Raw genomic sequence first — 22,641 nt, 5'->3', positions numbered from 1 at the left:
GGGCGACGCTGACGCCGCCCGGGGCACCTCTTAGTAGTCGTTCACCGCCGGCTGGGTGACCGTCGTGCCGGACTGGCCGAGCGTCTCGTCGTAGATGGCGCTCCAGGTGTCGCCGCCGTCGGTGAGCATGCCGTTGACAAAGTGGCGCAGTGCATCGTCACTCTTGGGCAGGCCGATGCCGTACAGCTCGGTGCTGAACGGCTCGCCGACGACCTTGAGCTCGTCGGGCTTCTGCGCCGCGTAGCCGATCAGGATCGCGCCGTCCGTGGTGACCGCGTCGACGGTGCCGTCGGAGAGAGCGTCCACGCACTGCGAATAGGTGTCGAACTCCTCCGTTTTCACCTCGGGGTAGTTGGTGCGGATGTTCTGGATCGGGGTCGAGCCGGTCGCCGAGCACACCGTGGTGTCCGCGCTGAGGCTGTCCGGGCCGGTGATCGTGCTGTTGTCGGCGGCGACGAGCAGCTGCTGTCCGGTCTCGAAGTAGGGTCCGGCGAAGCCGACCTGCTCCTTGCGCTTATCGGTGATCGAGTAGGTACCGACGTAGAAGTCGATGTCGCCGTTCACAATCGACGCCTCCCGGTTGGCCGAGGGGATCGCCGTGAACTCGATCTTGTCGGCCGAGAAGCCGAGGGAGGCAGCGACCCACTTCGCGATCTCGATGTCGAATCCGGAGCGCTGTCCGGTCGCCGCGTCGAGGTAGCCCAGCCCGGGCTGGTCCTCCTTGACGCCGATGGTGACCTTGTCGGCCGCGGTCATCGCGTCGAAGGTCGGGCTGCCCTCGACGGCGACGTCGGAGGCGACCTCGTAGGCAGAGGTTCCTCCCTCCGCTCCGCCACCGGCGGTTCCGGAGTCGCCGGCGCAGCCGGTGAGGGCGAGGGTCGCTGCTGCGAGTCCCGCGGTCATGAACATGAGCTTCGTGCGCATGATCGTCCTTCCTGGGTTCGGCCCGTCGATGCGGGCGATGTCAGATCGGCTCCCGCTGTACAGGGGTCCGACGGGTCTGAATGGCTGCTGGTCGCGCCGCTAGTGCGTGATGAGCTTGGAGAGGAAGTCCTTGGCCCGGTCGCTACGCGGGGCAGTGAAGAACGACTCCGGATCGGTGTCCTCGAGGATCTCGCCGTCGGCCATGAAGACAACGCGGTCGGCGGCCTTGCGGGCAAAGCCCATCTCGTGCGTGACGACGATCATGGTCATCCCCTCCTTGGCGAGCCCGACCATCACGTCGAGCACCTCGTTGATCATCTCGGGGTCCAGCGCCGAAGTGGGCTCGTCGAACAGCATCACCTTGGGCTTCATTGCGAGCGCCCGCGCGATGGCGACGCGCTGCTGCTGCCCGCCCGAGAGCTGAGCAGGAGTCTTCGCGGCCTGGTGGCCGACTCCGACCCGGTCGAGCAACGCCGTGGCCTGCGCCTCCGCGTCCTTGCGGGAGAGCCCCCGCACCTTGATCGGGCCGAGCGTGACGTTCTCGAGGATCGTCTTGTGCGCGAAGAGGTTGAACGACTGGAAGACCATCCCGACGTCGGCGCGGAGGGCGGCGAGGCCCTTGCCCTCCTCCGGCAGCTTCTGACCGTCGATGGTGATGGTGCCGCCGGAAATCGTCTCGAGCCGGTTCACCGTGCGGCACAGCGTCGACTTGCCGGAGCCGGAGGGGCCGAGGACGACGACAACCTCGCCGCGGTGCACCGTCAGATCGATGTCCTTCAGGGCGTGGAAGTCGCCGTAGTGCTTCTGCACTCCGGCGATGACGACAAGGGGTTCACCAACGGGAGCGGCAGCGCGCTCGTCTTGCGGGGCTGTGACCATGCCGCCAGAGAAGCACACGGGGATGGGCCGGTCAAATCATGAGCAATGTTTTAACCCAAGGGTAACAACGCGCACCGTCCTCCACCTCTGTCCGGCCGGGGACCGATTCCCTCAGGAACGCAGGGCGAAAGCGCTCTCGTAGAGGCAGACGGAGGCCGCGGTCGCGAGGTTGAGCGATTCCGCCGCGCCGTAGATCGGTACCGAGATGACGCCGTCCACGAGCGCGAGCGACTCGTCCTCGAGGCCACGGGCCTCGTTGCCGAAGACCCAGACGGTGGGCTGAGCGAGGTCGCCGCGGGCCCGGACCTCAAGCAGGTCCTCGCCCTTCACGTCCGCCGCGACCGAGCGCAGGCCCACGCCGCGCAGGCGCCCGAGGACGTCGGGGAGGTCGGCGCCGACCGCGACCGGCAGGTGGAACAGCGAGCCTGTGGTCGAGCGGACGACCTTGGCGTTGTAGAGGTCGACGGAGCGGCCAGAGAGCACGACGGCGTCGGCTCCGGCGGCGTCGGCCGCGCGGATGATCGTGCCCAGGTTGCCGGGATCCCGGACCTCCTCGAGGACCGCGACCAGGCGCGGCTCCGAGGCGACGACGTCCTTGAGCGACGTGGGGAACTGGCGGCACACCGCGACGAAGCCCTGGGGGGTGACGGTGTCGGCCATCGTGTCCAGGACGTCCTCGGTCACGTACTCGATGTCGACCTCCGCCTCCGCTGCTGCGGCGACGATCTCGGGGTGACGCTCCAGAGCGGTCGGAGTCGCGAATGATTCAACGAGCAGCTCCGGGCGGTAGTGCAGCGCCTCGGACATGGCCTGCGGACCCTCGAGGAGGAAGAGTCCCGTCTCGAGCCGGGCCGGGCGGCGGGTGAGCTTCGCCACAGAGCGGACACGGGGAGAGCGGGGGTTGTCGAGCATGCGGCGAGCCTATCGGCGCGGTGTTCGCGGGCCCGGCAGACACGACGCGCGGCCACCCCCAAGGACGCAAGGGGGCCGCGACCTCTCGATCGCGACCCCCTCCGGAATGCTGTGCCGATTACGCGGCGGCCCTGGGCGCCGAGGTGTCGGCGGGCAGCGCGCTCTTCGCGGTCGCGACGAGCGAGGCGAAGGTGGCGGGCTCCGTGATCGCGAGATCCGCGAGGATGCGGCGGTCGACCTGGACACCGGCCAGGGCGAGGCCCTGGATGAAGCGGTTGTAGGTCAGGCCGTTCGCGCGGGATGCCGCGTTGATGCGCTGGATCCAGAGGCGACGGAACTCGCCCTTCCTGGCGCGGCGGTCGCGGTACGAGTAGACGAGGGAGTGGGTGACCTGCTCCTTCGCCTTGCGGTAAAGGCGCGAACGCTGACCGCGGTAGCCCGAGGCGCGCTCGAGGATAACGCGACGCTTTTTGTGGGCGTTGACGGCCCTCTTCACTCTTGCCATTGCTCTTTCTTCCTATCGATCCGGGCGGTTGAGTAGCAAACTCCGCGGCGCAACGACTGCGCCGGCAGTGAGCTACAGACCGAGAAGCTTCTTGGCGACCTTGGCGTCCTGCGGGGCGAGGACCTGGTCCTGGTTGAGGCGGCGGGTGCGAACGCTGGACTTGGACTCCAGGTTGTGACGCATACCGGCCTGCTGCTTCATGACCTTGCCGGAGCCGGTCACCTTGAAACGCTTCTTGGCACCCGAGTGGGTCTTCATCTTGGGCATGTTCTCTCCTTGTGAACGTCACACCGCGCACGGCGGGGCGAAACCGGTGCCCCATAAGCGGGGCGTCCACCGGCCCCGAGGCCGGGGCGGCGAAGTACTAGACGGACTCGGCCTCGGCCGTGTCCTCGGGGGTATTGGCCTCGCGACGAGCAGCGCGGACCGCATTGGCCTCTGCCTTCGCCTCGGACTTGTTCTTCAACGGGCCGATGACCATCACCATGTTGCGACCGTCGATGGTCGGTGTGGACTCGACCTGGCCGAACTCGGCGACGTCCTCCGCGAAACGCTGGAGCAGACGAACACCCATTTCGGGCCGCGACTGCTCGCGACCTCGGAAGAGGATCATCGCCTTGACCTTGTCGCCGGCCTTGAGGAAGCCTTCGGCGCGCTTGCGCTTGGTCTCGTAGTCGTGCTTGTCGATCTTCAGGCGGAAACGAACCTCCTTGAGGATCGTGTTCGCCTGGTTGCGACGGGCTTCCTTGAGCTTCTGAGCCTGCTCGTACTTGAACTTCCCGTAGTCCATGATCTTCGCTACGGGCGGCTTGGAGTTGGGGGCGACCTCGACCAGGTCCAGGTCTGCGTCCTGTGCGAGTCGCAGGGCGACCTCGATCTTGACGACGCCGACCTGTTCTCCGGCGGGACCCACGAGGCGAACCTCGGGGACGCGGATACGGTCGTTGGTACGGGGATCGCTGATTGCGCTTCTCCTCTGATCTCGGTGAGTGCAGCTGCGCTACCGGAGTCTTCTCCAGCGCACCCGAGAGAGGTGATCGTCCCGTCCACGTCGTGCGTGAGCACGGCGCTCGCACCCTGTGACGCGGTTCCCGAGGCGGACCTCGGGAGCCGCAGCCCTGCCCCCGCTGGTCTGGCGACCATCGGCGGCGGAGTGCTTCTGACCCGGTAACCTTGTGAAGCGGTCAAGCGCGGGTGGGAGAATCTCCACTTTCGAACCGAGGACATGCCTCGGAGCCCGGATAACCATAGCAGAACGACGGCCCACCCGACAGAGCGGATCCGGCCGCCCTCGATCCGGCGCCGCGCCCCGCCCCGCTCCCAGCCCCCGGACGACGAACGAAGGACGCATGGCCCAGGACGACGACGACACCTACAACGACGACTACACCCGACGCTTCGGCGAGGACGGCGGCGCCTCCGACGTGGAGGCCGCCCGCGACATCGCGGAGGTCCCTGCGGTCGAGATCATCACCACCGCGGCGGTGCACCTCATGAGCGCCGCCGCCGTCAAATGCGGGCTCGCCGACGAGCCGGACGGGCAGGTCGACCTCGACGAGGCGCGCAAGCTGATCAACGCGCTCGCGGGGCTCGTCACGGCCGGTGCGCCCGACATCAGCGACATGCACGCCCGGAGCCTGCGCGATGGACTCCGCACCCTTCAGCTCGCATTCCGCGAGGCCTCCCCAATCGCCGACCCGATCGGCAAGGGGCCGGGCGAGAAGTGGACGGGCCCGGTCACCTGATCCGGAGTCAGCGGGCCGCGGCGAGCTGAAGGGTCATCGAGTCGACGCGCCGCGCGACGGTGTCCTCCGCCGCCCACCGGTCGCCCAGACGCGCGATCAGGGCGCTCAGCGCCTCCTGATCGAGACCGGGATGCAGGCTCAGCACGACGACGAGTTCCGGTCCCGCGAGCCGTTGCGCCGGATCGCCCGCGCGAGCCGTCAGCGACGCCACGGCCGGCTCCCCCTCCGCACCCGCGCGCAGAGCGGCGAGGACGTCCGGGTCCGTGTCGGCCGGCCACCACTCGGCACCCTCGGCGATCGCCCACAGCGCCGGACGGCGGACCGCGAACTCCCCCTCGGAGGCGGGGTCGAGGACCATCACCTCGGTTCCCTCCGCCACCGCCGCCAGAGCCGCCCGTCGTCCGTCGACCGGGACGGGACGGGCCGCCGGATCCCAGCGGCGCATGCTGTCCACGCCGCTGAAGACGGGGAGCACCGTGCGGCCGCCGGGGCCGGCGACGGTGACGATCGCCAGCTCCTGCGTCTTATCCGCTCGAAGGCCTCCCACGCCCGCTGCGTCCTCGCCGAGGCGCGCGATCAGCGGGATGAGCAGGCGGGACGAACGAAGCGCGTCCACCACGACCTCCGGGCCGCGAGCGCCGGACGTGAACGACGCGAGCGCGGCGACCAGCGCCGGCGGGGCACTGCCGTCATCCTGCGGAGCGGCGCTCGGCTCGAAGTGCCGGCCGGCCCAGGGGGTGCCCGCGGAGTCGGTCAGATGCGCGGGGAGCGGGCCGGGGTCACTCGGATGCGACATCCAGGGCCTCCGCGAGCGTGAACGCGCCCGCGTACAGCGCCTTACCGACGATCGCGCCCTCGAGGCCCTGGGGCACGAGGTCCCGCAGAGCGGCGATGTCGTCGAGGTTCGAGATCCCGCCCGAGGCGATCACGGGGCGGTGCGTGCGGGCCATGACCTGCTCGAGCAGCTCGAGGTTCGGGCCCTTCAGCGTGCCGTCCTTGGTGACGTCGGTCACGACGTAGCGCGTGCAGCCCGCCTCCTCGAGCCGGTCGAGGACGTGCCAGAGATCGCCGCCCTCCCTGGTCCAGCCGCGGGCGGCGAGGGTCGTTCCGCGCACATCCAGCCCGACGGCGATCTGGTCGCCGTACTGGGCGATGACGCTCGCGGCCCACTCCGGATTTTCGAGCGCCGCGGTACCGAGGTTGATCCGCTTGGCGCCAGCGCTCAGAGCGGACTCGAGACTGCGATCGTCGCGGATCCCTCCGGAGAGCTCGACGTTGACGCTCTTCACCTGCCGAATGACCTTCTTCATGATGGCGTGGTTGTCGCCGCGGCCGAAGGCAGCGTCGAGGTCGACGAGGTGGATCCACGTCGCACCCTGGTCTGCCCAATCGCCGGCAGCGTCGAGGGGATCGCCGTAGTTGGTCTCCGTCCCGGCCTCGCCCTGCGTCAGCCGCACGGCCTTGCCGCCCGCCACGTCGATCGCGGGCAGGAGGACCAGGCCCGGAGCCTTGGTGAACTCGCTCATCGTCATCCTCAGTCTCGGTGCCGGCCCCTCGAGGCGCCGACCACCGGCCGATCCTAGTTCGTGCGGAGGCTGCCCAGCCAATTCGCCAGCAGGCGAAGCCCGGCGGCGCCCGACTTCTCGGGGTGGAACTGGGTCGCCGAGAGCGGACCGTTCTCGACCGCGGCGATGAAGGGACCCCCGTGCTCCGCCCAGGTCACCGCGGGTCGCGGGAACGGCGGCATCACGTCGAGCGACCACTCACGGGCGCCGTAGGAGTGCACGAAATAGAAGCGTTCCTCGGCGATCCCGTCGAAGAGCACCGAGCCCTGGGGAGCGGAGACGGTATTCCAGCCCATGTGCGGAACGACCTCGGCCGGGAGTCGGTCGACCGTGCCCGGCCACTCACCCAGCCCGGCACTCTCGACACCCCGCTCGACCCCGCGCTCGAACAGCACCTGCATCCCGACGCAGATGCCCAGGACGGGGCGACCGCCCGCGAGACGCTTCTCGATGATCTCGCCGCCCCGCGCCCGGCTGAGGGCCGCCATCACCGCGTCGAAGGCGCCGACTCCCGGAACGAGCAGGCCGTCGGCCTCGAGGGCGCGCTGCCGATCGCCGGTCAGCTCGACGTCGGCGCCGGCGAGTTCGAGCGCCTTGACGGCGGAGTGCACATTCCCCGAGCCGTAGTCGTAGACGACGACGGACGGGCGGCCCGACCTCACAGCGCGCCCTTGGTCGAGGGCACGCCCGAGACCAGCGGATCCAGTGCCTTCGCCTGCCGGAAAGCTCGGGCGAAGGCCTTGAATTCGGCTTCGGCGATGTGGTGCGGGTCGCGGCCGCCGAGCACGGTGACATGCACGGTGAGCCCGGCGTTGACGGCGATCGCCTCGAAGACGTGGCGAACCATCGATCCGGTGAAGTGGCCGCCGATCAGGTGCAGCGCGAAGCCTTCCGGCTCGCCGGTGTGCACGAGGTAGGGGCGGCCGGAGATGTCGACGACCGCCTGCACGAGCGCCTCGTCGAGGGGGACGAGCGCGTCACCGAAGCGAGAGATGCCGGCCTTGTCCCCGAGCGCCTGACGAATGGCGGAGCCGAGCACGATGCCGATGTCCTCGGCGGTGTGGTGGATGTCGATCTCGATGTCGCCGTGAGCTCGGACACGCAGGTCGGTCAGCGAGTGCTTGGCGAACGCCGTCAGCAGGTGATCGAAGAAGGGCACGCCGGTCTCGAGATCGGCCGCACCGGTGCCGTCGAGGTCGAGCGAGAGCTCGATACTCGACTCGGTGGTGGTACGGCTGAGGGAGGCGGTGCGCCCGGGTGCGGCGCTCGGGGAGATCATGGCTCCCAGTCTATTCGCGGACGATCACTGCCCCCAGGCGCGCTCTCACTCGCGCGCGAGCGCCACCGCGGGGTCGGCGGAGGGCGCGGAGAGGGAGGCGAGCGCTTCGAGGAACGCGGTCGTCTCCTCCTCGGTGCCGGCGCTCACGCGGAGGTGGCCGGGGATGCCGACATCACGGATGAGGACCCCGCGGGCGAGGAGGCCCTCGAACACGGCGGCCGGATCGTCGACTCCGCCGAAGAGGACGAAGTTGCTGCCCGTCGCCGAGGGACGGTAGCCGAGCGAGCGCAGACCCTCGATCATCCGATCGCGCTGCACGATGATCTCGCCGACCATCGCTAGCATCTCGTCGGCGTGGGCGAGGGCTGCGGTTGCCGCGGCCTGGGTGAGCGCCGAGAGGTGGTAGGGGAGGCGGACGAGGCGGAGCGCGTCGATCACGGCGGGGTCGGCGGCCAGGTAGCCGAGCCGGACGCCGGCGAAGGCGAAGGCCTTGCTCATCGTGCGAGAAACCAGCAGGCGCGGCCGCCCGGGAAGCAGGCTGAGGGCGGTGGGCGCGTCGCGGCCGGCGAATTCGGCGTAGGCCTCGTCGACCACGACTATCCCCTCCGTCGCGTCGTAGACGGCCTCGATCACGGTGAGGTCGAGTGGCGTGCCGGTGGGGTTGTTCGGCGCGCAGAGGACAACGATGTCCGGCTGGGCGCGGCGTACCTGCTCAGCGGCGAAGGCGGCTCCGACCTCGAACTCCGCCTCGCGCGGGGCCGGGATCCATGTGGTCCCGCTTCCCGAGGCGAGGATCGAGTACATCGAATAGGTGGGGGCGAAGCCCAGCAGAGAGCGTCCGGGGCCACCGAAGGCCTGGAGGACGTGCTGCAGCACCTCGTTGGAGCCATTCGCCGCCCAGACTCCGTCGGCGGTGAGGCCGTGCCCGAGATAGCCGGCAAGTGACTCGCGCAGTTCGCGGAACTCTCGATCGGGGTACCGATTGACGGTTTGCAGGGCCTCGGACACGCGGCCGACGATGTCGGCGATCACGTCGTCCGGGACCGGATGGGTGTTCTCGTTGACGTTGAGCGCCACGGGGACGACGTCCTGCGGCGCACCGTAGGGGTGCTTGCCTCGGAGATCGTCGCGGAGGGGGAGGTCGTCGAGAGTCGTCACCAGAGAATGGTAGCGAGGCGTCCGACCCGGCCTCAGTGCGCGGTGTCGTATTCGGCCGGGATCGCCAGGCGCTGGCCGGGCTCGACACCCGCGCTGGAGAGCTGGTTGAGCGAGAGGATGTCGTCGACCACATCGCGCGGGTCGGACCGGGGCGCGAGCTCCTCCGCGAGCGACCAGAGCGACTCCCCCGCGTGGACCGTGACGTACCGGAACTCGACGGCTGCCGTATCGCTCGACGCCGCCGCCCCACCGCCGTTGAGACCGAACGCGAAGGCACCGGCGACGATCGGCAGCGCACCGAGTGCGGCGACCACGGCGCGGCCCCGGCGGGTGAGGCGCAGGTGGGTGCGGATGATGCGCGCCCGGGCAGGAGCGCCCTGCTGCTCAGGAACGGACTCCAGGGCCGCGGACTGCGGCTCCGACACGGGCTGCGGCCCCGACACGGACTGAGCCGCGTGCGAGTGTGCCAGCGAGCGGGAGGTGAGCTGTGCGGTCATGAGATCGCTCCTTTCAACAGGGATTCGGGGAGGCCCTCGGCCGGGAGGGCCACCCCGAACGCCTGTACCGAACATATCTTCGAACATCCCGCGGGTCAAGCGACCCGGGCGGCCGACCCGCAGCGGAACGTGCACGCGACACACTCGAACGAATGTTCCGCACGCGGACTCCCGGCGGATACAGTTTCGAGAGCCTGGTCGTAGTACAGCAGCGACCACCGACATTCGACGGATGGTCGCGACCGGGCACGCGCGCACGCGGCGTGCGCGCCGGGATAGAGGGAGCATCGTGAGCGACGCGCGAACGGCCGGCACGTCGGCCGCCAAGACGAAGGCCGCCGCCGGTCGGCGCCGGAAGAGCCTGAGCGCGAAACAACTCGCGATCATGGACGCGATCCAGCGCTCGGTATCGAGTCGTGGTTACCCGCCGAGCATGCGCGAGATCGGCGACGCCGTCGGGCTCGCCTCACTCTCCAGCGTCACCCACCAGTTGAACCAGCTCGAGCTCAGCGGCTACCTGCGGCGCGACCCCAACCGCCCTCGCGCGCTCGAAATCCTCATCGACGTGCCCAGCTCCACGGAGGACGACGGCTCGTTCGAATCGAGTGCCACGGTCGGCGACGCGGCAATGGTCCCCCTGGTCGGCCGGATCGCGGCGGGCGTGCCGATCATGGCCGACCAGCAGATCGACGAAGTCTTCCCGCTGCCGCGACAGCTCGTCGGCAAGGGCGAGCTGTTCATGCTCAAGGTCGTCGGCGAGTCGATGATCGACGCCGCGATCTGCGACGGCGACTGGGTGGTCGTCCGCTCTCAGCGCACCGCCGAGAACGGCGAGATCGTGGCGGCGATGCTCGACGGCGAGGCCACCGTCAAGGTGCTTCGCCAGCGCGACGGTCACACCTGGCTGCTCCCGCGCAACTCCAACTTCGAGCCGATCCTGGGCGACGAGGCCGAGGTGCTCGGGAAGATCGTCGCGGTCCTCCGCTCGGTCTGAGGCGGCCGCGCAGGAGGGGCCCGGACCGGCGCGCAGCCGACCGGGCCCCTCCTGTGCGCAGAGCGCCTCCGTGTGCAGAGCGCCCGCGTGTGCCGATCGCTCAGACGGCGGCGAGCGTGGCGCGAGCCTTGGTCGCGGCCGCCACGAGCGCGCGGAGGGAGGCCAGCGTCTCGTCGTATCCGCGCGTCTTCAGCCCGCAGTCCGGGTTGATCCAGAGCTGGCGCACCGGGATCGAGTCGAGCGCGATCCGGACGAGTTCACCGAGTTCGTCGTCGCCCGGCACGCGCGGCGAGTGGATGTCCCAGACCCCGGGTCCAATCCCCCGCGCGAAACCCGAGCGCTCGATGTCGGCTACCACCTCCATCCGCGAACGCGCTGCCTCGATGCTGGTCACGTCCGCGTCGAGCAAGTCGATTGCGTCGATGACGACTCCGAACTCGGAATAACAGAGGTGCGTGTGGATCTGGGTCGCCGTCGCCGCTGCACCCGTCGCGAGCCGGAAGGCGCCGACCGACCACTCCAGATAGGCGGGTTGGGCCGCGGCCTCGAGCGGCAGGAGTTCCCGTAGCGCCGGCTCATCCACCTGCACGATGCGGATCCCGGCGCGCTCCAGGTCGGCGATCTCGTCGCGGAGTGCGAGTGCGACCTGATCGGCCGTCTCGGCGAGCGGCTGGTCGTCACGGACGAAGGACCAGGCGAGGATCGTCACCGGTCCGGTCAGCATCCCCTTCACCGGCCGGTCGGTGAGCGACTGGGTGAAGCCCGACCACTCGACCGTGATCGGCGCCGGACGCGACACATCACCCCACAGCAGCGAGGGCCGCGTGCAGCGGCTGCCGTAGGACTGCACCCAGCCGTTCTGCGTCACCGCGAAGCCGTCGAGGTGCTCGGCGAAGTACTGCACCATGTCGTTGCGCTCAGGTTCGCCGTGCACCAGCACGTCGAGGCCGAGATCCTCCTGGAGGCGCACCACCCGCTCGATCTCCTCCCGCATCCGCTCGCTGTACTGCTCGGCCGAGAGGTCGCCCCGACGAAGGGCAGCGCGAGCCGTGCGGATCTCGCGCGTCTGCGGGAACGAGCCGATCGTCGTCGTGGGCAGCAGCGGCAGGGCGAGCGCCTCGTGCTGGGCAGCGAGGCGCTCCGCGGCGGGCGCCCGGTGCCGGTCCTCGGGGCGGAGCGACGCGGCGCGGGTGCGCACGGCGCCGTCACGCACTCCCGGTGCCGTGCGGCGGTCCTCCCACGCGGTGGTCGCTGCCTCGAGCTCCGCGCTGACGGACGCCCGGCCCTCCCGCAGACCCCGCGCGAGTACGGCGACCTGCTCGACCTTCTGGTCGGCGAAGGCGAGCCACGACGCCAAACGCGGATCGAGATCCGGCTCGTCGGCGACATCGTGGGGCAGGTGGAAGAGCGAGGTGGAGCTGGAGACCGCGACGCTCGCGGCGAGCGGGCGCAGTGCCTCCGCCTTCTCCAGGGCGGCCGAGAGGTCACCGCGCCAGACGTTGTGCCCGTCGACGACGCCGGCCACGATCACGGTGCGCTCCAGTGCGGGCACCGCGGCCGGAGCGGCGCCCTTCACGAGGTCGACGCCGACGGCCTCGACGCCCGCCTGAACGAGGACCGGCAGGGCGTCGCCGAGGGTGCCGTACGGCGCTGCGACGAACAGCGCGGGCCGCTCCTGCGCGGCGACGAGCTGCTGGTAGGCCGCCGCAACGGCCGCGAGGACGCGGTCCCTCGGGACGCCCAGCGACTCCGACACCAGAGCCGGCTCGTCGAGTTGCACCCACTCGGCCCCGGCCTCGCGCAGGCGGGCCAGCAGCTCGGCGTAGACCGGGACGAGGTCGTCGAGGCGCGCAAGCGGCTCGAAGCCCTCCGGTGCCGTCGCGTCGGGCTTGGCGAGCAGGAGGTACGCCACCGGCCCGACCAGGACCGGCCGAGTGGTGAAGCCCGCTTCGCGCGCCTCCGCCACCTCGCGCACGCGACGGGTGTCGGCGAGCGAGAAGACGGTGTCCGGACCGATCTCGGGCACGAGATAGTGGTAGTTGGAGTCGAACCACTTGGTCATCTCCAACGGCGCCCGATCGCCGTCGCCGCGGGCCAGCGTGAAGGATCCTGCAAGGTCCACCGCTCCGTCGACAACGAGATCCGCGAAGCGCTCCGGGATCGCGCCGACCGCGAGCGTGGTGTCGAGCACCTGGTCGTAGAAGGAGTGCGCCTCGGGAATCGACGAGTCGTCGCGGCCGAGGCCGAGGGCGAGCAGGCGCTCACGGGTGGCGGTGCGCAGTGCGGCCCCCTCCTCTTCCACCTGATCGGCAGTGACGGCGCCGGACCAGAACGACTCGACGGCCTTCTTCAGCTCGCGGCGGCGCCCGATGCGGGGGTAGCCGAGGACGGTTCCAGTCGGGAAGGCGGGTGTAGTGCTCATGCGGTTGGCTCCTGAGGGGACGGGGTGGACAGGACGGCGGCGGTCGGGAGGGGCGGCACGGATCCGGGCGGCAGCAGCCCGGTCTCGGCCAGCACGGCCAGCACCGCCTCGTCGCGGTTGAAGGCGTAGAGATGGACGGCGGGGGCGCCCCCGTCGACGACGGTGCGAATCAGTCTCGCGGCGTACTCGACGCCGATCCGCAGCCGAGCCTCGTCGTCCGGCTCGACGTCGAGGGCGATCGCGAGATCGGCGGGCAGGTCCTCGCCGCTGAGTTCCAGCATCCGCCTCAGCCGCGCGGGGCTGGTGACGGGCATGACACCCGGGACGATCGGCATCCGCAGTCCTGCCGCGCGGGCGCGGTCGACGAAGCGCAGGTAGTCCTCGGCGTGGAAGAAGAGCTGGGTGAGGGCGAACGAGGCTCCCGCCGCCTCCTTCGCCAGCAGGACGTCGATGTCCTGCGTCCGCGAGCGCGAGCGGGGGTGCCCGTTCGGGAAGGCTGCGACGGCGACCTCCGCGTGCGGCCGCGCCGCCACGTCCACGCGCTGCGCGTTCGGCAGACCCGGCACCGGCACGGCTCCGTACGGCTCGCGCTCGGCCTGCACGCGGTGGATCAGCTGCACCAGTTCCGCGGCGCTGGCGAGCTCGCCGAGGCACGCCGCCTCCTCCGGTGTTCCGGTCGGCCGGTCACCACGCAGCGCGAGGAAGCGGGTGACCCCGGCCTCGAGGAACTCGCGGACGAGGCGGCTCGCTTCCTCGTGCGTCGACCCGATGCAGGTGAGGTGTGCGAGGGCCGGAGTCGCTGTCCGCTCGAGCAGGTAGCGCAGAATCCCGAGCGACGCGCTCCGCGAGGACCCTTGCGCCCCATAGGTCACCGAGACGAAGGAGGGACCCGCGGCCGTGAGCCGGTCGACCGTCCGCAGGAGCGCGAGCGAGCCGGCGGCGGTGCGCGGCGGGTAAACCTCGAAGGAGAACGGGACGCGCGGACAGGCGGGCTCCGACTCCGATCGCTGCTCCGACACCGCAGTGCCCTCCGTTCCTCGTTCGACCCCGGAAGGTCGGCTGGGTTCGGGCGGGTGCCGGGCTCGGCTGTCGCTCCACGCGCCGGTCGGCGCCTCGCGGATCAGGGTAGGAACGACGAACGCCGGAGTCCATTCGCGTGACGCTGGATGAACGGATGTGACGCTGTATGTCGTCGCCGCTACACGAAACGCCCACCTCCCAGGGAGGGAGGCGGGCGCTTCAGTGCCGAGATCAGGCCTGCACGGCCGCCCCGGGCACCTGGAACTCGGCGAGCGAGCCCGCGAGGTCAGCGTGGACCAGAGCGATCACGCGCGTGCCGCCCTCGACGTACTGCGTCGACAGGATCCGGCCGCTGCGGTGCAGGTGCGAGATCACATCGCCGCGGTCGTACGGTACGAGCAGGTCGATCTGAACGTCGGGCTCGGGCAGGATCTCGGCGATCCGCGCCTCCAGCTCATCGATGCCCTCACCGCTGCGCGCCGACACGAAAACAGCGTCGGGGGCGAGACCGCGCAGTACCAGCCGCGTTCCCTCATCGACCAGATCCGCCTTGTTGAACGCGATGATCTCGGGGATGCCGCGCGCACCCACCTCGCCGATCACGTCGCGCACCGTGGCGATCTGCCCGGCGGGATCGGGGTGGGAGGCATCGACGACGTGGACGATCACGTCGGAATCAGCCACCTCTTCCAGCGTGGACCGGAACGCCTCGACCAACTGGTGCGGAAGCGCTCGGACGAATCCCACCGTGTCGGCAAGCGTGTAGACGCGGCCATCGCTGGTCTGCGCCTTCCGGACGGTCGCGTCCAGGGTCGCGAACAGCGCGTTCTCGACCAGGACACCCGCATGAGTCATCCGGTTGAGCAGGCTCGACTTGCCGGCGTTGGTGTAGCCCGCGATCGCCACCGAGGGGACGGCGTTGCGCTTGCGGTTCGCGCGCTTGGCCTCACGAGCCGGCTTCATCGCGGTGATCTGCTTGCGCAGTCGTGCCATCCTCGTGTGGATCCGGCGACGGTCGAGTTCGATCTTGGTCTCACCCGGTCCGCGCGAGCCCATTCCGGCTCCCGCACCGACCTGGCCTCCGGCCTGCCGGGACATCGACTCGCCCCAACCGCGGAGTCTCGGCAGCAGGTACTCGAGCTGCGCGAGTTCGACCTGCGCCTTGCCCTCCCGGCTCGTGGCGTGCTGGCTGAAGATGTCAAGGATCACCGCGGTGCGGTCGATCACCTTCACCTTCACCACGTCCTCCAGCGCTCGGCGCTGGCTCGGTGCGAGTTCGGTGTCGGCGACGACCGTGTCGGCGCCGACGGCAGCGACGAGCCCCGCGAGCTCCTGAGCCTTGCCCTTGCCCAGGTAGGTGCTCGGGTCGGGGTGCGGGCGACGCTGCAGCAGGCCGTCGAGCACGGTCGCGCCCGCGGTCTCCGCAAGCGCAGCGAGCTCGTGCAGCGAATTCTCCGCGTCGTCCAGAGAATTCTGCGAGTAGACGCCGATCAGCACGACGTTCTCCAGGCGCACCTGGCGGTACTCGACCTCCGTGACGTCCTCGAGCTCGGTCGACAGCCCGGCGACGCGGCGCAGCGCCTGCCGGTCGTCGCGGTCGAACTGTTCGCCGTCACTGTTCTCGCCGTGGCTGTTCTCGCCCGCGTGGCCGGCGCTCTGCAACGCCTGGGCGCCACCCGCGACGAATCGCGAGTACCCTGTCGAGCGCGACTGCGCGTTCGCCAGGACCCTCGAGACCACGTCCACGGCCTCGGTCGTGTCGGTCTCGTTCAGGTCTTCCGTCATCCGGATAACACTAACTCCTCAGGTGTTGATAGGTTCACTTCTCATGGCCGCCGAGCACTACTTCTCGAGTACTCCCGACGGCACCCTCCGGCCCCGCAGGATCCCGGTCCGCCTGGCCGGGCGTGACCTCGAGGTCACCACGGCAGGAGGGGTGTTCAGCCCCGGCCACGTCGATCTCGGCACGCGCGTCCTGCTGGACGCTGTGCCGGACGCCCCCGCCTACGGAGACCTGCTGGACCTCGGCTGCGGCTGGGGTCCGATCGCCCTCGCGCTCGCCCTCGCCTCCCCCGACGCCCGAGTGTGGGCGGTCGACGTCAACCAGCGGGCGCTCGAGCTGGTCCGTCGCAATTGCGAGGAACTCGGCGTCCATAACGTCAACGCTGTGCTGCCCGAGGATGTTCCCGCTGACGTGCGCTTCCGCACCGTGTGGTCGAACCCGCCGATCCGGATCGGCAAGGAGGAGCTGCACCTGCTCCTGGAGCGTTGGCTACCCAGGCTCGAGGTGGGCGCGGACGCCTGGCTCGTCGTGCAGCGCAACCTCGGCTCCGACTCGCTGCAGAGCTGGCTCACCGACGCCTTCGCCGGTCGGCTCGGGGTCGAGCGGGTCAGCTCCGCCAAGGGTTTCCGGGTGCTGCGCACGACCCGCTCGGCCTGAACCGACAGGTCAGTCGAGCCGGATGGTGCCGGTGAAGACCAGATCGGCCGGGCCGGAGAGGCCGACGTGCTCGCCCTCCTCCGCGGCGAACATGGTGACGCCGAGCGTGCCCCCCGGGACCTCGACGCGCCACGACTGCGGGGCGCGGGGTCCCGCCCAGTGCCGGACCGCCAGTGCCGCCGCGGCCGCGCCGGTGCCGCAGCTGAGGGTCTCGCCGCTGCCACGCTCGTGCACGCGCATCCGGATCCGGCCGATACCGTCGTGAACGAGGGGCTCGCCGGGTACGACGAACTCGATGTTCGCTCCGGCGGCAGGCTCAGGGTCGAGGTGAGGGATGTAGGAGAGGTCGGCGGAGTCGAGCTCCTCGTCATTGCTGAGGGCAACGACGACGTGCGGATTGCCGAGGTCGAGTCCGAGTCCGGGCCGCGCGACGCTCAGCTCCTTCGCCCGCACCAGAGGCTCGCCGCCCGCCAGCTCCCAGCGGCCGAGGTCGACCTGGAAGCCTGCACCGCTGCGCGTCACGTCGCGCACTCCCGCGCGGGTGCCGATCGGGAGGGTGTCGCCCGGCTCGAGGGCGGCCAGTCCGGCAGCGAGCAGGAACGCCGCGTAGACGCGGACGCCGTTGCCGCACATCTCCGCGATCGAGCCGTCAGCATTGCGGTAGTCCATGAACCACTCCGCCTCGCTCTCTTCGGCGAGGGAGGCCGCACCCTCCGGGATCGCCCTGGAGCGGACCGCTCGGATGACACCGTCGGCACCGACGCCGAAGTGCCGGTCGCAGATCATCGCGACCTGCGCGGGCGAGAGGTCCACCTCACCGTCCGGGTCGCTGTAGAGCACGAAGTCGTTGCCCGTGCCCTGGCCCTTGGTGAAGTGCAGCTCGATCGTCATGGCGCACAGCCTATCGAGGCCCCGGCGCCGCGACCTGGGTGGCGGCGCGCGCACGAGCCACCAGATCGGGCGCGTCGTACGGGAGCCGGTGCGCCCCTGCGTAACGGCGAAACCAGCTGTTCTGCCGACGGGCGTAGCGGCGGGTGAGCGATTGGGTGGCCGCGATCGCCTCCCGCTGCGTCAGAGTGCCCGCGCGCTGGGCGAGAGCCTGGTCGTAACCGATGGCGCGTCGCGCGGTGACGCCCTGCTCGAGACCCAGAGGGATCAGGCGCTCGACCTCGTCGAGCATCCCGCCCGCCCACATGAGCTCGGTCCGCCGGTCGAGCCACTGCACCAGCTCCTCCCGCGGCGCCTCGAGGAAGAGGGTCGAGGCGGCACACCAGGCGACGGGCTCATCGGGCATCAGTGCGCTGTGCGTCCGCCCACCGGTGAGTTCGGCGATCTCGAGCGCGCGGATGATCCGCCGAGCGTTGTGCGGACCGATCCGCTCTGCGACAGCGTCGTCGATCGCGCGCAGCCGCTCGACGAGGACGCCGAGGCCATCGCGCGCAGCCGTCTCCTCGAGCCGGCGCCGCACCTCCGGGTCGGTCCCCGCGAAGGAGAACTCGAAGAGAACGCTCGACACGTAGAGACCGGACCCGCCCACGAGGATCGGTGTCGCGCCGCGGGCCTGAACCTCCTCGATCGCCCGCCGGGCCTCGGTCTGGTACCGCGCGACCGAGGCCTCCTCGGTCAGGTCGAGGACGTCGAAGAGGTGGTGCGGGATGCCGCGGCGCTCCTCGACGGAAAGCTTCGCGGTGCCGATGTCCATCCCACGGTAGAGCTGGGTCGCGTCCGAATTGATGATTTCGGCAGAACCTCCCTCGCTCCGGATCGTCTCGGCGAGATCGAGCGAGAGGGCGGTCTTGCCGGTGCCGGTCGCGCCGACGATCGCGATCAGTGCGGGCGCGGAGGCCCTGCGCTCAGCGCTCGCCATCGGCGGCGTGGTAGATCGGCGTGGTCAGGGTGCTGCTGCTCTGCGCTCGCAGGGAGGGCAGTCCGAGTGGCACCCGCGGCGCTCCTGTGCCACCGGGGGGTGAGGGCACGCCGCAGGACTCGGACTGGGCCCGGTCCCACGCGTCTCCGGCGCGGGTGCGGCGGATGCGCAGCGGCGCTCCGTCCGGCGAATCGGCGAGAAGGTAGAACGGGGCGGCCCGAGTGACCAGCACCGAGACCACGTCGCCGGGGCGCGGCTGCTCGGAGCCTGCGGGAACGTCAAAGTGCACCAGACGGCTGTCTTCCGCGCGGCCGCTCAGCCGGTGGGTCTCGGCGTCACGTCGGCCCTCTCCCGTCGCCACCAGCACCTCGACCTCGCGGCCGACGATCGTGCGGTTCTCCTGCTCGCTGATGGCATCCTGCAGGGCGCCGAGGCGCTCGTAGCGCTCTTGCACCACAGCCTTGGGGATCTGATCGGGCAACGTCGCCGCGGGGGTGCCTGGCCGGATGGAGTACTGGAAGGTGAAGGCGGACGCGAAGCGCGCTTGCTCGACAACCCGCAGGGTTTCCTGGAAATCGGCCTCGGTCTCGCCGGGGAATCCGACGATGATGTCGGTGGTGATCGCCGCGTGCGGGATGCGGTCGCGCACACGGTCGAGGATGCCGAGGAACTTCTCGGAGCGGTACGAGCGGCGCATCGCCTTGAGGATACGGTCCGACCCGGACTGCAACGGCATGTGCAGCTGCGGCATGACCGCCGGCGTTTCGGCCATCGAGTCGATCACGTCGTCGGTGAACGCGGCGGGGTGGGGGCTGGTGAAGCGGATGCGCTCGAGGCCCTCCAGTGTGCCGGCGGCGCGGAGGAGTTTCGAGAACGCTTGCCGATCGCCGAATTCGACCCCGTAGGAGTTGACGTTCTGCCCGAGCAACGTGACCTCGATCGCGCCATCGTCGACCAGCGCCTGGATCTCGGCGAGCACATCGCCGGGGCGGCGGTCCTTCTCCTTGCCGCGGAGCGAGGGCACGATGCAGAAGGTGCAGGTGTTGTTGCAGCCGACCGAGATCGAGACCCAGCCGCTCGAGGTCGACTCGCGCTTGGTAGGGAGAGTGGAGGGGAAGACCTCGAGCGACTCGAGAATCTCGAGTTGCGCTTCGTCGTTGTGGCGGGCGCGCTCGAGCAGGCTCGGGAGGGAGCCCATGTTGTGCGTGCCGAAGACCACATCGACCCAGGGGGCGCGATCGAGGATGACGCTCTTGTCCTTCTGGGCGAGACATCCGCCGACCGCGATCTGCATGCCCTCGTGGCGGCGCTTGACCGAGGCGAGGTGACCGAGGTTGCCGTAGAGCTTGTTGTCGGCGTTCTCACGGACGGCGCAGGTGTTGATCACGACCACGTCGGCTTCGCCTTCACCGGCCGGTACGTAGCCCGCCGCTTCGAGCGAGCCGCTCAGCCGCTCGGAGTCGTGCACGTTCATCTGGCACCCGAACGTGCGGACCTCGTAGGTTCTGGGCCGGGACTTAGCGGCGGGCGACGGGGCGGTACCGAGCGTGCTCATGGTGTGCGATTCTACGCGCCGGACCAACCGCTTCATGTCCGCCGTCTCAGCGGAAGCGGACGCTCGATCCGGGCTGACGGATCGTCTCGCGGACGACGCGCTGCACGAGTCCGCCGGCATATCCGCGACGGGCGAGGAAACCCGTGAGACGTCGCTCGGCGACCTCGTCCGAGAGCGAGCGCAGGCTCGGCAGGCGCTTGCGCGCAAGTTCGAGCGCCGTGCGGTACTCGTCGTCGCCGTCGAGCTCGTCCAGCGCGGAGGCGATGGCATCGGGGTCGAGCTTGCGGGCGCGCAACTCCTGCTGGAGGGAGGAGCGGCCCAACTTCTTGCGGTCGCGCAGCGACACGACCAGTTGCTCCGCCATCTTGAGGTCGTCGAGGTAGCCGAACCGAGTGAAGCGCTCGACAATCTCGAAAGCGTCCTTCTCTGCCACCCCCTCGGTGTAGAGCCGCGCCTCCACCTCGGCGACCGACAGGCTCTTGCGAGAGAGTCCCCGCACGATCCAGTCGGCGACCTGCTCGGGGTCGACCTCCCGGGGCCCCTCGACCGCTTCCTCGTCGTCTGCGTCCTCGATGAAGGCCGGTGCACGCCTGGCGATATGGGCAGAGAGCTCGGCGATCCGCTCGGACCCACCGGAGCCGACAGCGGACCCGCCTGCGCCCCGGTTCGTGGACTTCGGTTCATTCGCACCCGGAGCCTCAGACTCCCGCGACTGCGCTGAGGCGCCAGGACGCTCGGTGTCCGGCGCCGCGGGCGCCCACCCCTCGTCTTCCGCCGCGCTCCGGTCGACCCAGGGCAGGAAGGCCACCGGACGTCCCCTGGCGCCCTCCGCGGCCTTCTCCGCCACGAGCTAGGCGCCCTTGCGGACGGGCTGCTTGGTCTCGATCGCTACGGGAGCGGCCTCGACGGCAGCATTCGGGTCTGCGACCACGCCGAGCTTGACCAGGATGCGCTTCTCGATCTCGGCGGCCACATCGGGGTTGTCGATCAGGAACTGCCGCGCCTTCTCCTTGCCCTGCCCAAGCTGGTCGCCGTCGTAGGTGTACCAGGCGCCGGACTTGCGGACGATCTCGTGCTCGACGCCGAAGTCGATGAGGCTTCCCTCGCGGGAGATCCCGATGCCGTAGAGGATGTCGAACTCGGCCTGCTTGAAGGGCGGGGCCATCTTGTTCTTCACGACCTTGACGCGGGTGCGGTTACCGACCGCCTCGGTGCCGTCCTTCAGTGTCTCGATGCGGCGGATGTCGAGGCGGACCGACGCGTAGAACTTGAGAGCCTTGCCTCCGGCGGTGGTTTCGGGGCTTCCGAAGAAGACGCCGATTTTCTCGCGCAGCTGGTTGATGAAAATCATCGTGGTGTTGGTGGTGTTCAGCCCACCCGTGAGCTTGCGAAGGGCCTGCGACATGAGGCGGGCCTGGAGGCCGACGTGGGAGTCGCCCATCTCGCCCTCGATCTCCGCACGCGGCACGAGCGCGGCCACGGAGTCGATCACGATGAGGTCGATCGAGCCGGAGCGCACGAGCATGTCGGCGATCTCGAGGGCCTGCTCTCCCGTGTCGGGCTGGGACACGAGGAGCGAGTCGATGTCGACTCCGAGCTTCTTGGCGTATTCGGGGTCGAGTGCGTGCTCCGCGTCGATAAAGGCGGCGATGCCGCCGTTGCGCTGCGCGTTGGCGATCGCGTGCAGTGTGAGCGTGGTCTTGCCGGAGGACTCGGGACCGTAGATCTCGACAATACGGCCGCGGGGCAGCCCGCCGATCCCGAGAGCGACGTCGAGAGCGATGGAACCGGTCTGGATCACCTCGACGGGAGCGCGCTCATCGCTGCCGAGGCGCATGACCGCGCCTTTGCCGAATTGGCGGTCGATCTGGGCGAGTGCGGTCTCGAGGGACTTCTCGCGGTCGGAGGAACTGGGCATGGCCGTCTCGCTCTCATTTCGTCGTGGTGTCGCCTACAGGCTGTCGCGACATGCCGGAGGCTGTCGGAGTGACAGTGCCGGCCGGCTGCGACAAGGCGGTGAAGCAGATCCGTTCAGGTGTCTCCGACGGTACGCCCGACCACCGACACCGGTGCCGAGCGAGAGCGACTCCGTGGATACGGGGCCGTTTCTGCTTCTGTGGAGGAGCTTAGACCCGTTCGAACACGGATTCGAGCAGAGGATGCCGGCGTGTCGAACACGGCTTCGGCAGGCGATGACTTACCGGCGGCGCTTGCCCGAGTCCACGCCGTGCCAGCGCGCCTGCGGAACATCGCTGGCTCGACACAGGGCGAGCCACACATCCCGGGGCTCCGCGCCGTTCGCGAGCGCTTGCTCTGCGGTCTGCCCGCTCAGCTCGGTGAGCACGAGATCCGAGACCAGCACACGCGCATACCCTGCGCCGAACTCGTCGTCGACCAGCTGGCGGAACTCGCTCAAGCGCATGACTCCACGCTAGCCGCTCCCGCCCACCACTCCCCCGGGAACGCCGAAGGGCGCCCGGCCGGAGCCTGGACGCCCTTCGCGTGGAACGGGGTGCGGTGGGTGGGAGGGGACGGGAGCCGACTACTGCGCGACGAGATCCGCGTCGAAGCCGGCGACCATATCGGCCGGGATGGTGTCGGGGATGGTGTCGATGCCCTCGATGACGGCGAGACGATCGCCAACCTCGCGCATGATCACCGAGATGGGGGTGTCGAGAGCGTCCGCGACAGAGGCGAGGATCTCCGAGGAGGCCTCCTTCTGACCACGTTCGACCTCGCTCAGGTAGCCGAGCGCTACGCTCGCCTTGCTCGCTACCTGACGGAGCGTACGACCTTTCTGCAGGCGAAAGTCCCTGAGGACATCGCCGATCTCCTGACGAACTAGAACCACTGGACCCTCCTTCTCCACATCAACCGCA

At 69.8% G+C, this 22,641-nt stretch carries 25 protein-coding genes; 3 read left to right on the top strand and 22 right to left on the bottom strand.

Annotated elements, in window-relative coordinates; translation table 11 throughout:
• Nucleotides 1–30: 30 nt before the first annotated feature.
• From A6122_RS05275 to infC, 6 genes are all read right to left on the bottom strand, one after another.
• On the bottom strand, nucleotides 31–924 hold the full coding sequence (locus A6122_RS05275) for a glutamate ABC transporter substrate-binding protein (protein WP_181026397.1): 894 nt from the start codon (nucleotides 922–924) through the stop codon (nucleotides 31–33).
• Between the two features lie 99 nt (nucleotides 925–1,023).
• Entirely contained in the window at nucleotides 1,024–1,803 is a 780-nt protein-coding gene (locus A6122_RS05270; protein WP_068252413.1) for an amino acid ABC transporter ATP-binding protein, read from the bottom strand.
• Nucleotides 1,804–1,914: 111 nt separating this feature from the next.
• The gene (locus A6122_RS05265; protein WP_068252410.1) at nucleotides 1,915–2,715 is read right to left on the bottom strand and encodes a TrmH family RNA methyltransferase; all 801 of its coding nucleotides are present in this window, start codon (nucleotides 2,713–2,715) and stop codon (nucleotides 1,915–1,917) included.
• 118 nt (nucleotides 2,716–2,833) lie between these two features.
• Complete coding sequence (gene rplT / locus A6122_RS05260) at nucleotides 2,834–3,220, bottom strand: 50S ribosomal protein L20 (RefSeq protein WP_068252408.1); 387 nt, start codon at nucleotides 3,218–3,220, stop codon at nucleotides 2,834–2,836.
• A 72-nt stretch (nucleotides 3,221–3,292) separates the two neighbouring features.
• Entirely contained in the window at nucleotides 3,293–3,487 is a 195-nt protein-coding gene (gene rpmI, locus A6122_RS05255) for a 50S ribosomal protein L35 (RefSeq protein ID WP_055793295.1), read from the bottom strand.
• 97 nt (nucleotides 3,488–3,584) lie between these two features.
• Nucleotides 3,585–4,184: a translation initiation factor IF-3 gene (infC, locus tag A6122_RS05250; RefSeq protein ID WP_084415833.1), complete on the bottom strand. Its 600-nt coding sequence runs from the start codon at nucleotides 4,182–4,184 to the stop codon at nucleotides 3,585–3,587.
• Nucleotides 4,185–4,569: 385 nt separating this feature from the next.
• Here infC and A6122_RS05245 point away from each other — a divergent pair, with 385 nt between their 5' ends.
• On the top strand, nucleotides 4,570–4,965 hold the full coding sequence (locus A6122_RS05245) for a DUF1844 domain-containing protein (RefSeq protein WP_068252405.1): 396 nt from the start codon (nucleotides 4,570–4,572) through the stop codon (nucleotides 4,963–4,965).
• Between the two features lie 7 nt (nucleotides 4,966–4,972).
• Here the strand turns inward: A6122_RS05245 and A6122_RS05240 are convergent, their stop codons facing one another.
• From A6122_RS05240 to A6122_RS05215, 6 genes are read right to left on the bottom strand one after another with little or no spacing between them, the layout of a single operon-like run.
• Nucleotides 4,973–5,761, bottom strand: coding sequence for an SseB family protein (locus tag A6122_RS05240; RefSeq protein ID WP_068252404.1), 789 nt, complete (start codon nucleotides 5,759–5,761; stop codon nucleotides 4,973–4,975).
• Nucleotides 5,745–6,491, bottom strand: coding sequence for a bifunctional 1-(5-phosphoribosyl)-5-((5-phosphoribosylamino)methylideneamino)imidazole-4-carboxamide isomerase/phosphoribosylanthranilate isomerase PriA (priA, locus tag A6122_RS05235; RefSeq protein WP_068257097.1), 747 nt, complete (start codon nucleotides 6,489–6,491; stop codon nucleotides 5,745–5,747). The genes A6122_RS05240 and priA overlap by 17 nt, the downstream gene beginning before the upstream one ends.
• Nucleotides 6,492–6,544: 53 nt before the next feature.
• A complete protein-coding gene (gene hisH, locus A6122_RS05230) occupies nucleotides 6,545–7,192 on the bottom strand; it encodes an imidazole glycerol phosphate synthase subunit HisH (RefSeq protein ID WP_068252403.1) in 648 nt (215 codons plus the stop codon).
• On the bottom strand, nucleotides 7,189–7,809 hold the full coding sequence (gene hisB, locus A6122_RS05225; RefSeq protein WP_068252401.1) for an imidazoleglycerol-phosphate dehydratase HisB: 621 nt from the start codon (nucleotides 7,807–7,809) through the stop codon (nucleotides 7,189–7,191). The genes hisH and hisB overlap by 4 nt, the downstream gene beginning before the upstream one ends.
• Nucleotides 7,810–7,854: 45 nt before the next feature.
• The gene (locus tag A6122_RS05220) at nucleotides 7,855–8,970 is read right to left on the bottom strand and encodes a histidinol-phosphate transaminase (protein WP_104261909.1); all 1,116 of its coding nucleotides are present in this window, start codon (nucleotides 8,968–8,970) and stop codon (nucleotides 7,855–7,857) included.
• A 29-nt stretch (nucleotides 8,971–8,999) separates the two neighbouring features.
• Entirely contained in the window at nucleotides 9,000–9,464 is a 465-nt protein-coding gene (locus tag A6122_RS05215; RefSeq protein WP_084415832.1) for a LysM peptidoglycan-binding domain-containing protein, read from the bottom strand.
• Nucleotides 9,465–9,753: 289 nt separating this feature from the next.
• On the opposite strand from A6122_RS05215, the gene lexA reads away from it, so the two are divergent.
• A complete protein-coding gene (gene lexA / locus A6122_RS05210) occupies nucleotides 9,754–10,458 on the top strand; it encodes a transcriptional repressor LexA (protein WP_068252394.1) in 705 nt (234 codons plus the stop codon).
• Between the two features lie 100 nt (nucleotides 10,459–10,558).
• Here the strand turns inward: lexA and metE are convergent, their stop codons facing one another.
• From metE to hflX, 3 genes are all read right to left on the bottom strand, one after another.
• Nucleotides 10,559–12,880: a 5-methyltetrahydropteroyltriglutamate--homocysteine S-methyltransferase gene (gene metE, locus A6122_RS05205; RefSeq protein WP_068252391.1), complete on the bottom strand. Its 2,322-nt coding sequence runs from the start codon at nucleotides 12,878–12,880 to the stop codon at nucleotides 10,559–10,561.
• The gene (locus A6122_RS05200; protein WP_068252390.1) at nucleotides 12,877–13,899 is read right to left on the bottom strand and encodes a methylenetetrahydrofolate reductase; all 1,023 of its coding nucleotides are present in this window, start codon (nucleotides 13,897–13,899) and stop codon (nucleotides 12,877–12,879) included. The genes metE and A6122_RS05200 overlap by 4 nt, the downstream gene beginning before the upstream one ends.
• 232 nt (nucleotides 13,900–14,131) lie before the next feature.
• Nucleotides 14,132–15,685 carry a GTPase HflX gene (hflX, locus tag A6122_RS05195; protein ID WP_068252389.1) on the bottom strand — a complete coding sequence of 518 codons (1,554 nt, stop codon included), beginning with the start codon at nucleotides 15,683–15,685 and terminating at the stop codon, nucleotides 14,132–14,134.
• 43 nt (nucleotides 15,686–15,728) lie between these two features.
• On the opposite strand from hflX, the gene A6122_RS05190 reads away from it, so the two are divergent.
• On the top strand, nucleotides 15,729–16,340 hold the full coding sequence (locus A6122_RS05190) for a class I SAM-dependent methyltransferase (protein WP_068252385.1): 612 nt from the start codon (nucleotides 15,729–15,731) through the stop codon (nucleotides 16,338–16,340).
• Between the two features lie 9 nt (nucleotides 16,341–16,349).
• Here the strand turns inward: A6122_RS05190 and dapF are convergent, their stop codons facing one another.
• From dapF to A6122_RS05155, 7 genes are all read right to left on the bottom strand, one after another.
• Nucleotides 16,350–17,231, bottom strand: a complete 882-nt coding sequence (dapF, locus tag A6122_RS05185) for a diaminopimelate epimerase (RefSeq protein ID WP_068252382.1) — start codon at nucleotides 17,229–17,231, stop codon at nucleotides 16,350–16,352.
• Nucleotides 17,232–17,241: 10 nt separating this feature from the next.
• The gene (miaA, locus tag A6122_RS05180) at nucleotides 17,242–18,207 is read right to left on the bottom strand and encodes a tRNA (adenosine(37)-N6)-dimethylallyltransferase MiaA (RefSeq protein WP_068252379.1); all 966 of its coding nucleotides are present in this window, start codon (nucleotides 18,205–18,207) and stop codon (nucleotides 17,242–17,244) included.
• Nucleotides 18,194–19,762, bottom strand: coding sequence for a tRNA (N6-isopentenyl adenosine(37)-C2)-methylthiotransferase MiaB (gene miaB / locus A6122_RS05175; RefSeq protein ID WP_068252376.1), 1,569 nt, complete (start codon nucleotides 19,760–19,762; stop codon nucleotides 18,194–18,196). The genes miaA and miaB overlap by 14 nt, the downstream gene beginning before the upstream one ends.
• 46 nt (nucleotides 19,763–19,808) lie before the next feature.
• On the bottom strand, nucleotides 19,809–20,570 hold the full coding sequence (locus A6122_RS05170; protein WP_167542348.1) for a regulatory protein RecX: 762 nt from the start codon (nucleotides 20,568–20,570) through the stop codon (nucleotides 19,809–19,811).
• Nucleotides 20,571–20,612: 42 nt separating this feature from the next.
• Entirely contained in the window at nucleotides 20,613–21,680 is a 1,068-nt protein-coding gene (gene recA, locus A6122_RS05165) for a recombinase RecA (RefSeq protein ID WP_068252372.1), read from the bottom strand.
• 279 nt (nucleotides 21,681–21,959) lie between these two features.
• Nucleotides 21,960–22,184, bottom strand: coding sequence for a DUF3046 domain-containing protein (locus tag A6122_RS05160; RefSeq protein ID WP_068252370.1), 225 nt, complete (start codon nucleotides 22,182–22,184; stop codon nucleotides 21,960–21,962).
• Nucleotides 22,185–22,304: 120 nt separating this feature from the next.
• Entirely contained in the window at nucleotides 22,305–22,613 is a 309-nt protein-coding gene (locus A6122_RS05155; protein ID WP_068252363.1) for a helix-turn-helix domain-containing protein, read from the bottom strand.
• Between the last annotated feature and the right edge of the window lie 28 nt (nucleotides 22,614–22,641).

This window comes from Rathayibacter tritici (genome assembly GCF_001641005.1).
Classification (GTDB): Bacteria; Actinomycetota; Actinomycetes; order Actinomycetales; family Microbacteriaceae; genus Rathayibacter; species Rathayibacter tritici.
The sequence above is the reverse complement of the archived record's forward strand: the minus strand, read 5'-3'. Positions and strand labels throughout refer to the sequence as shown.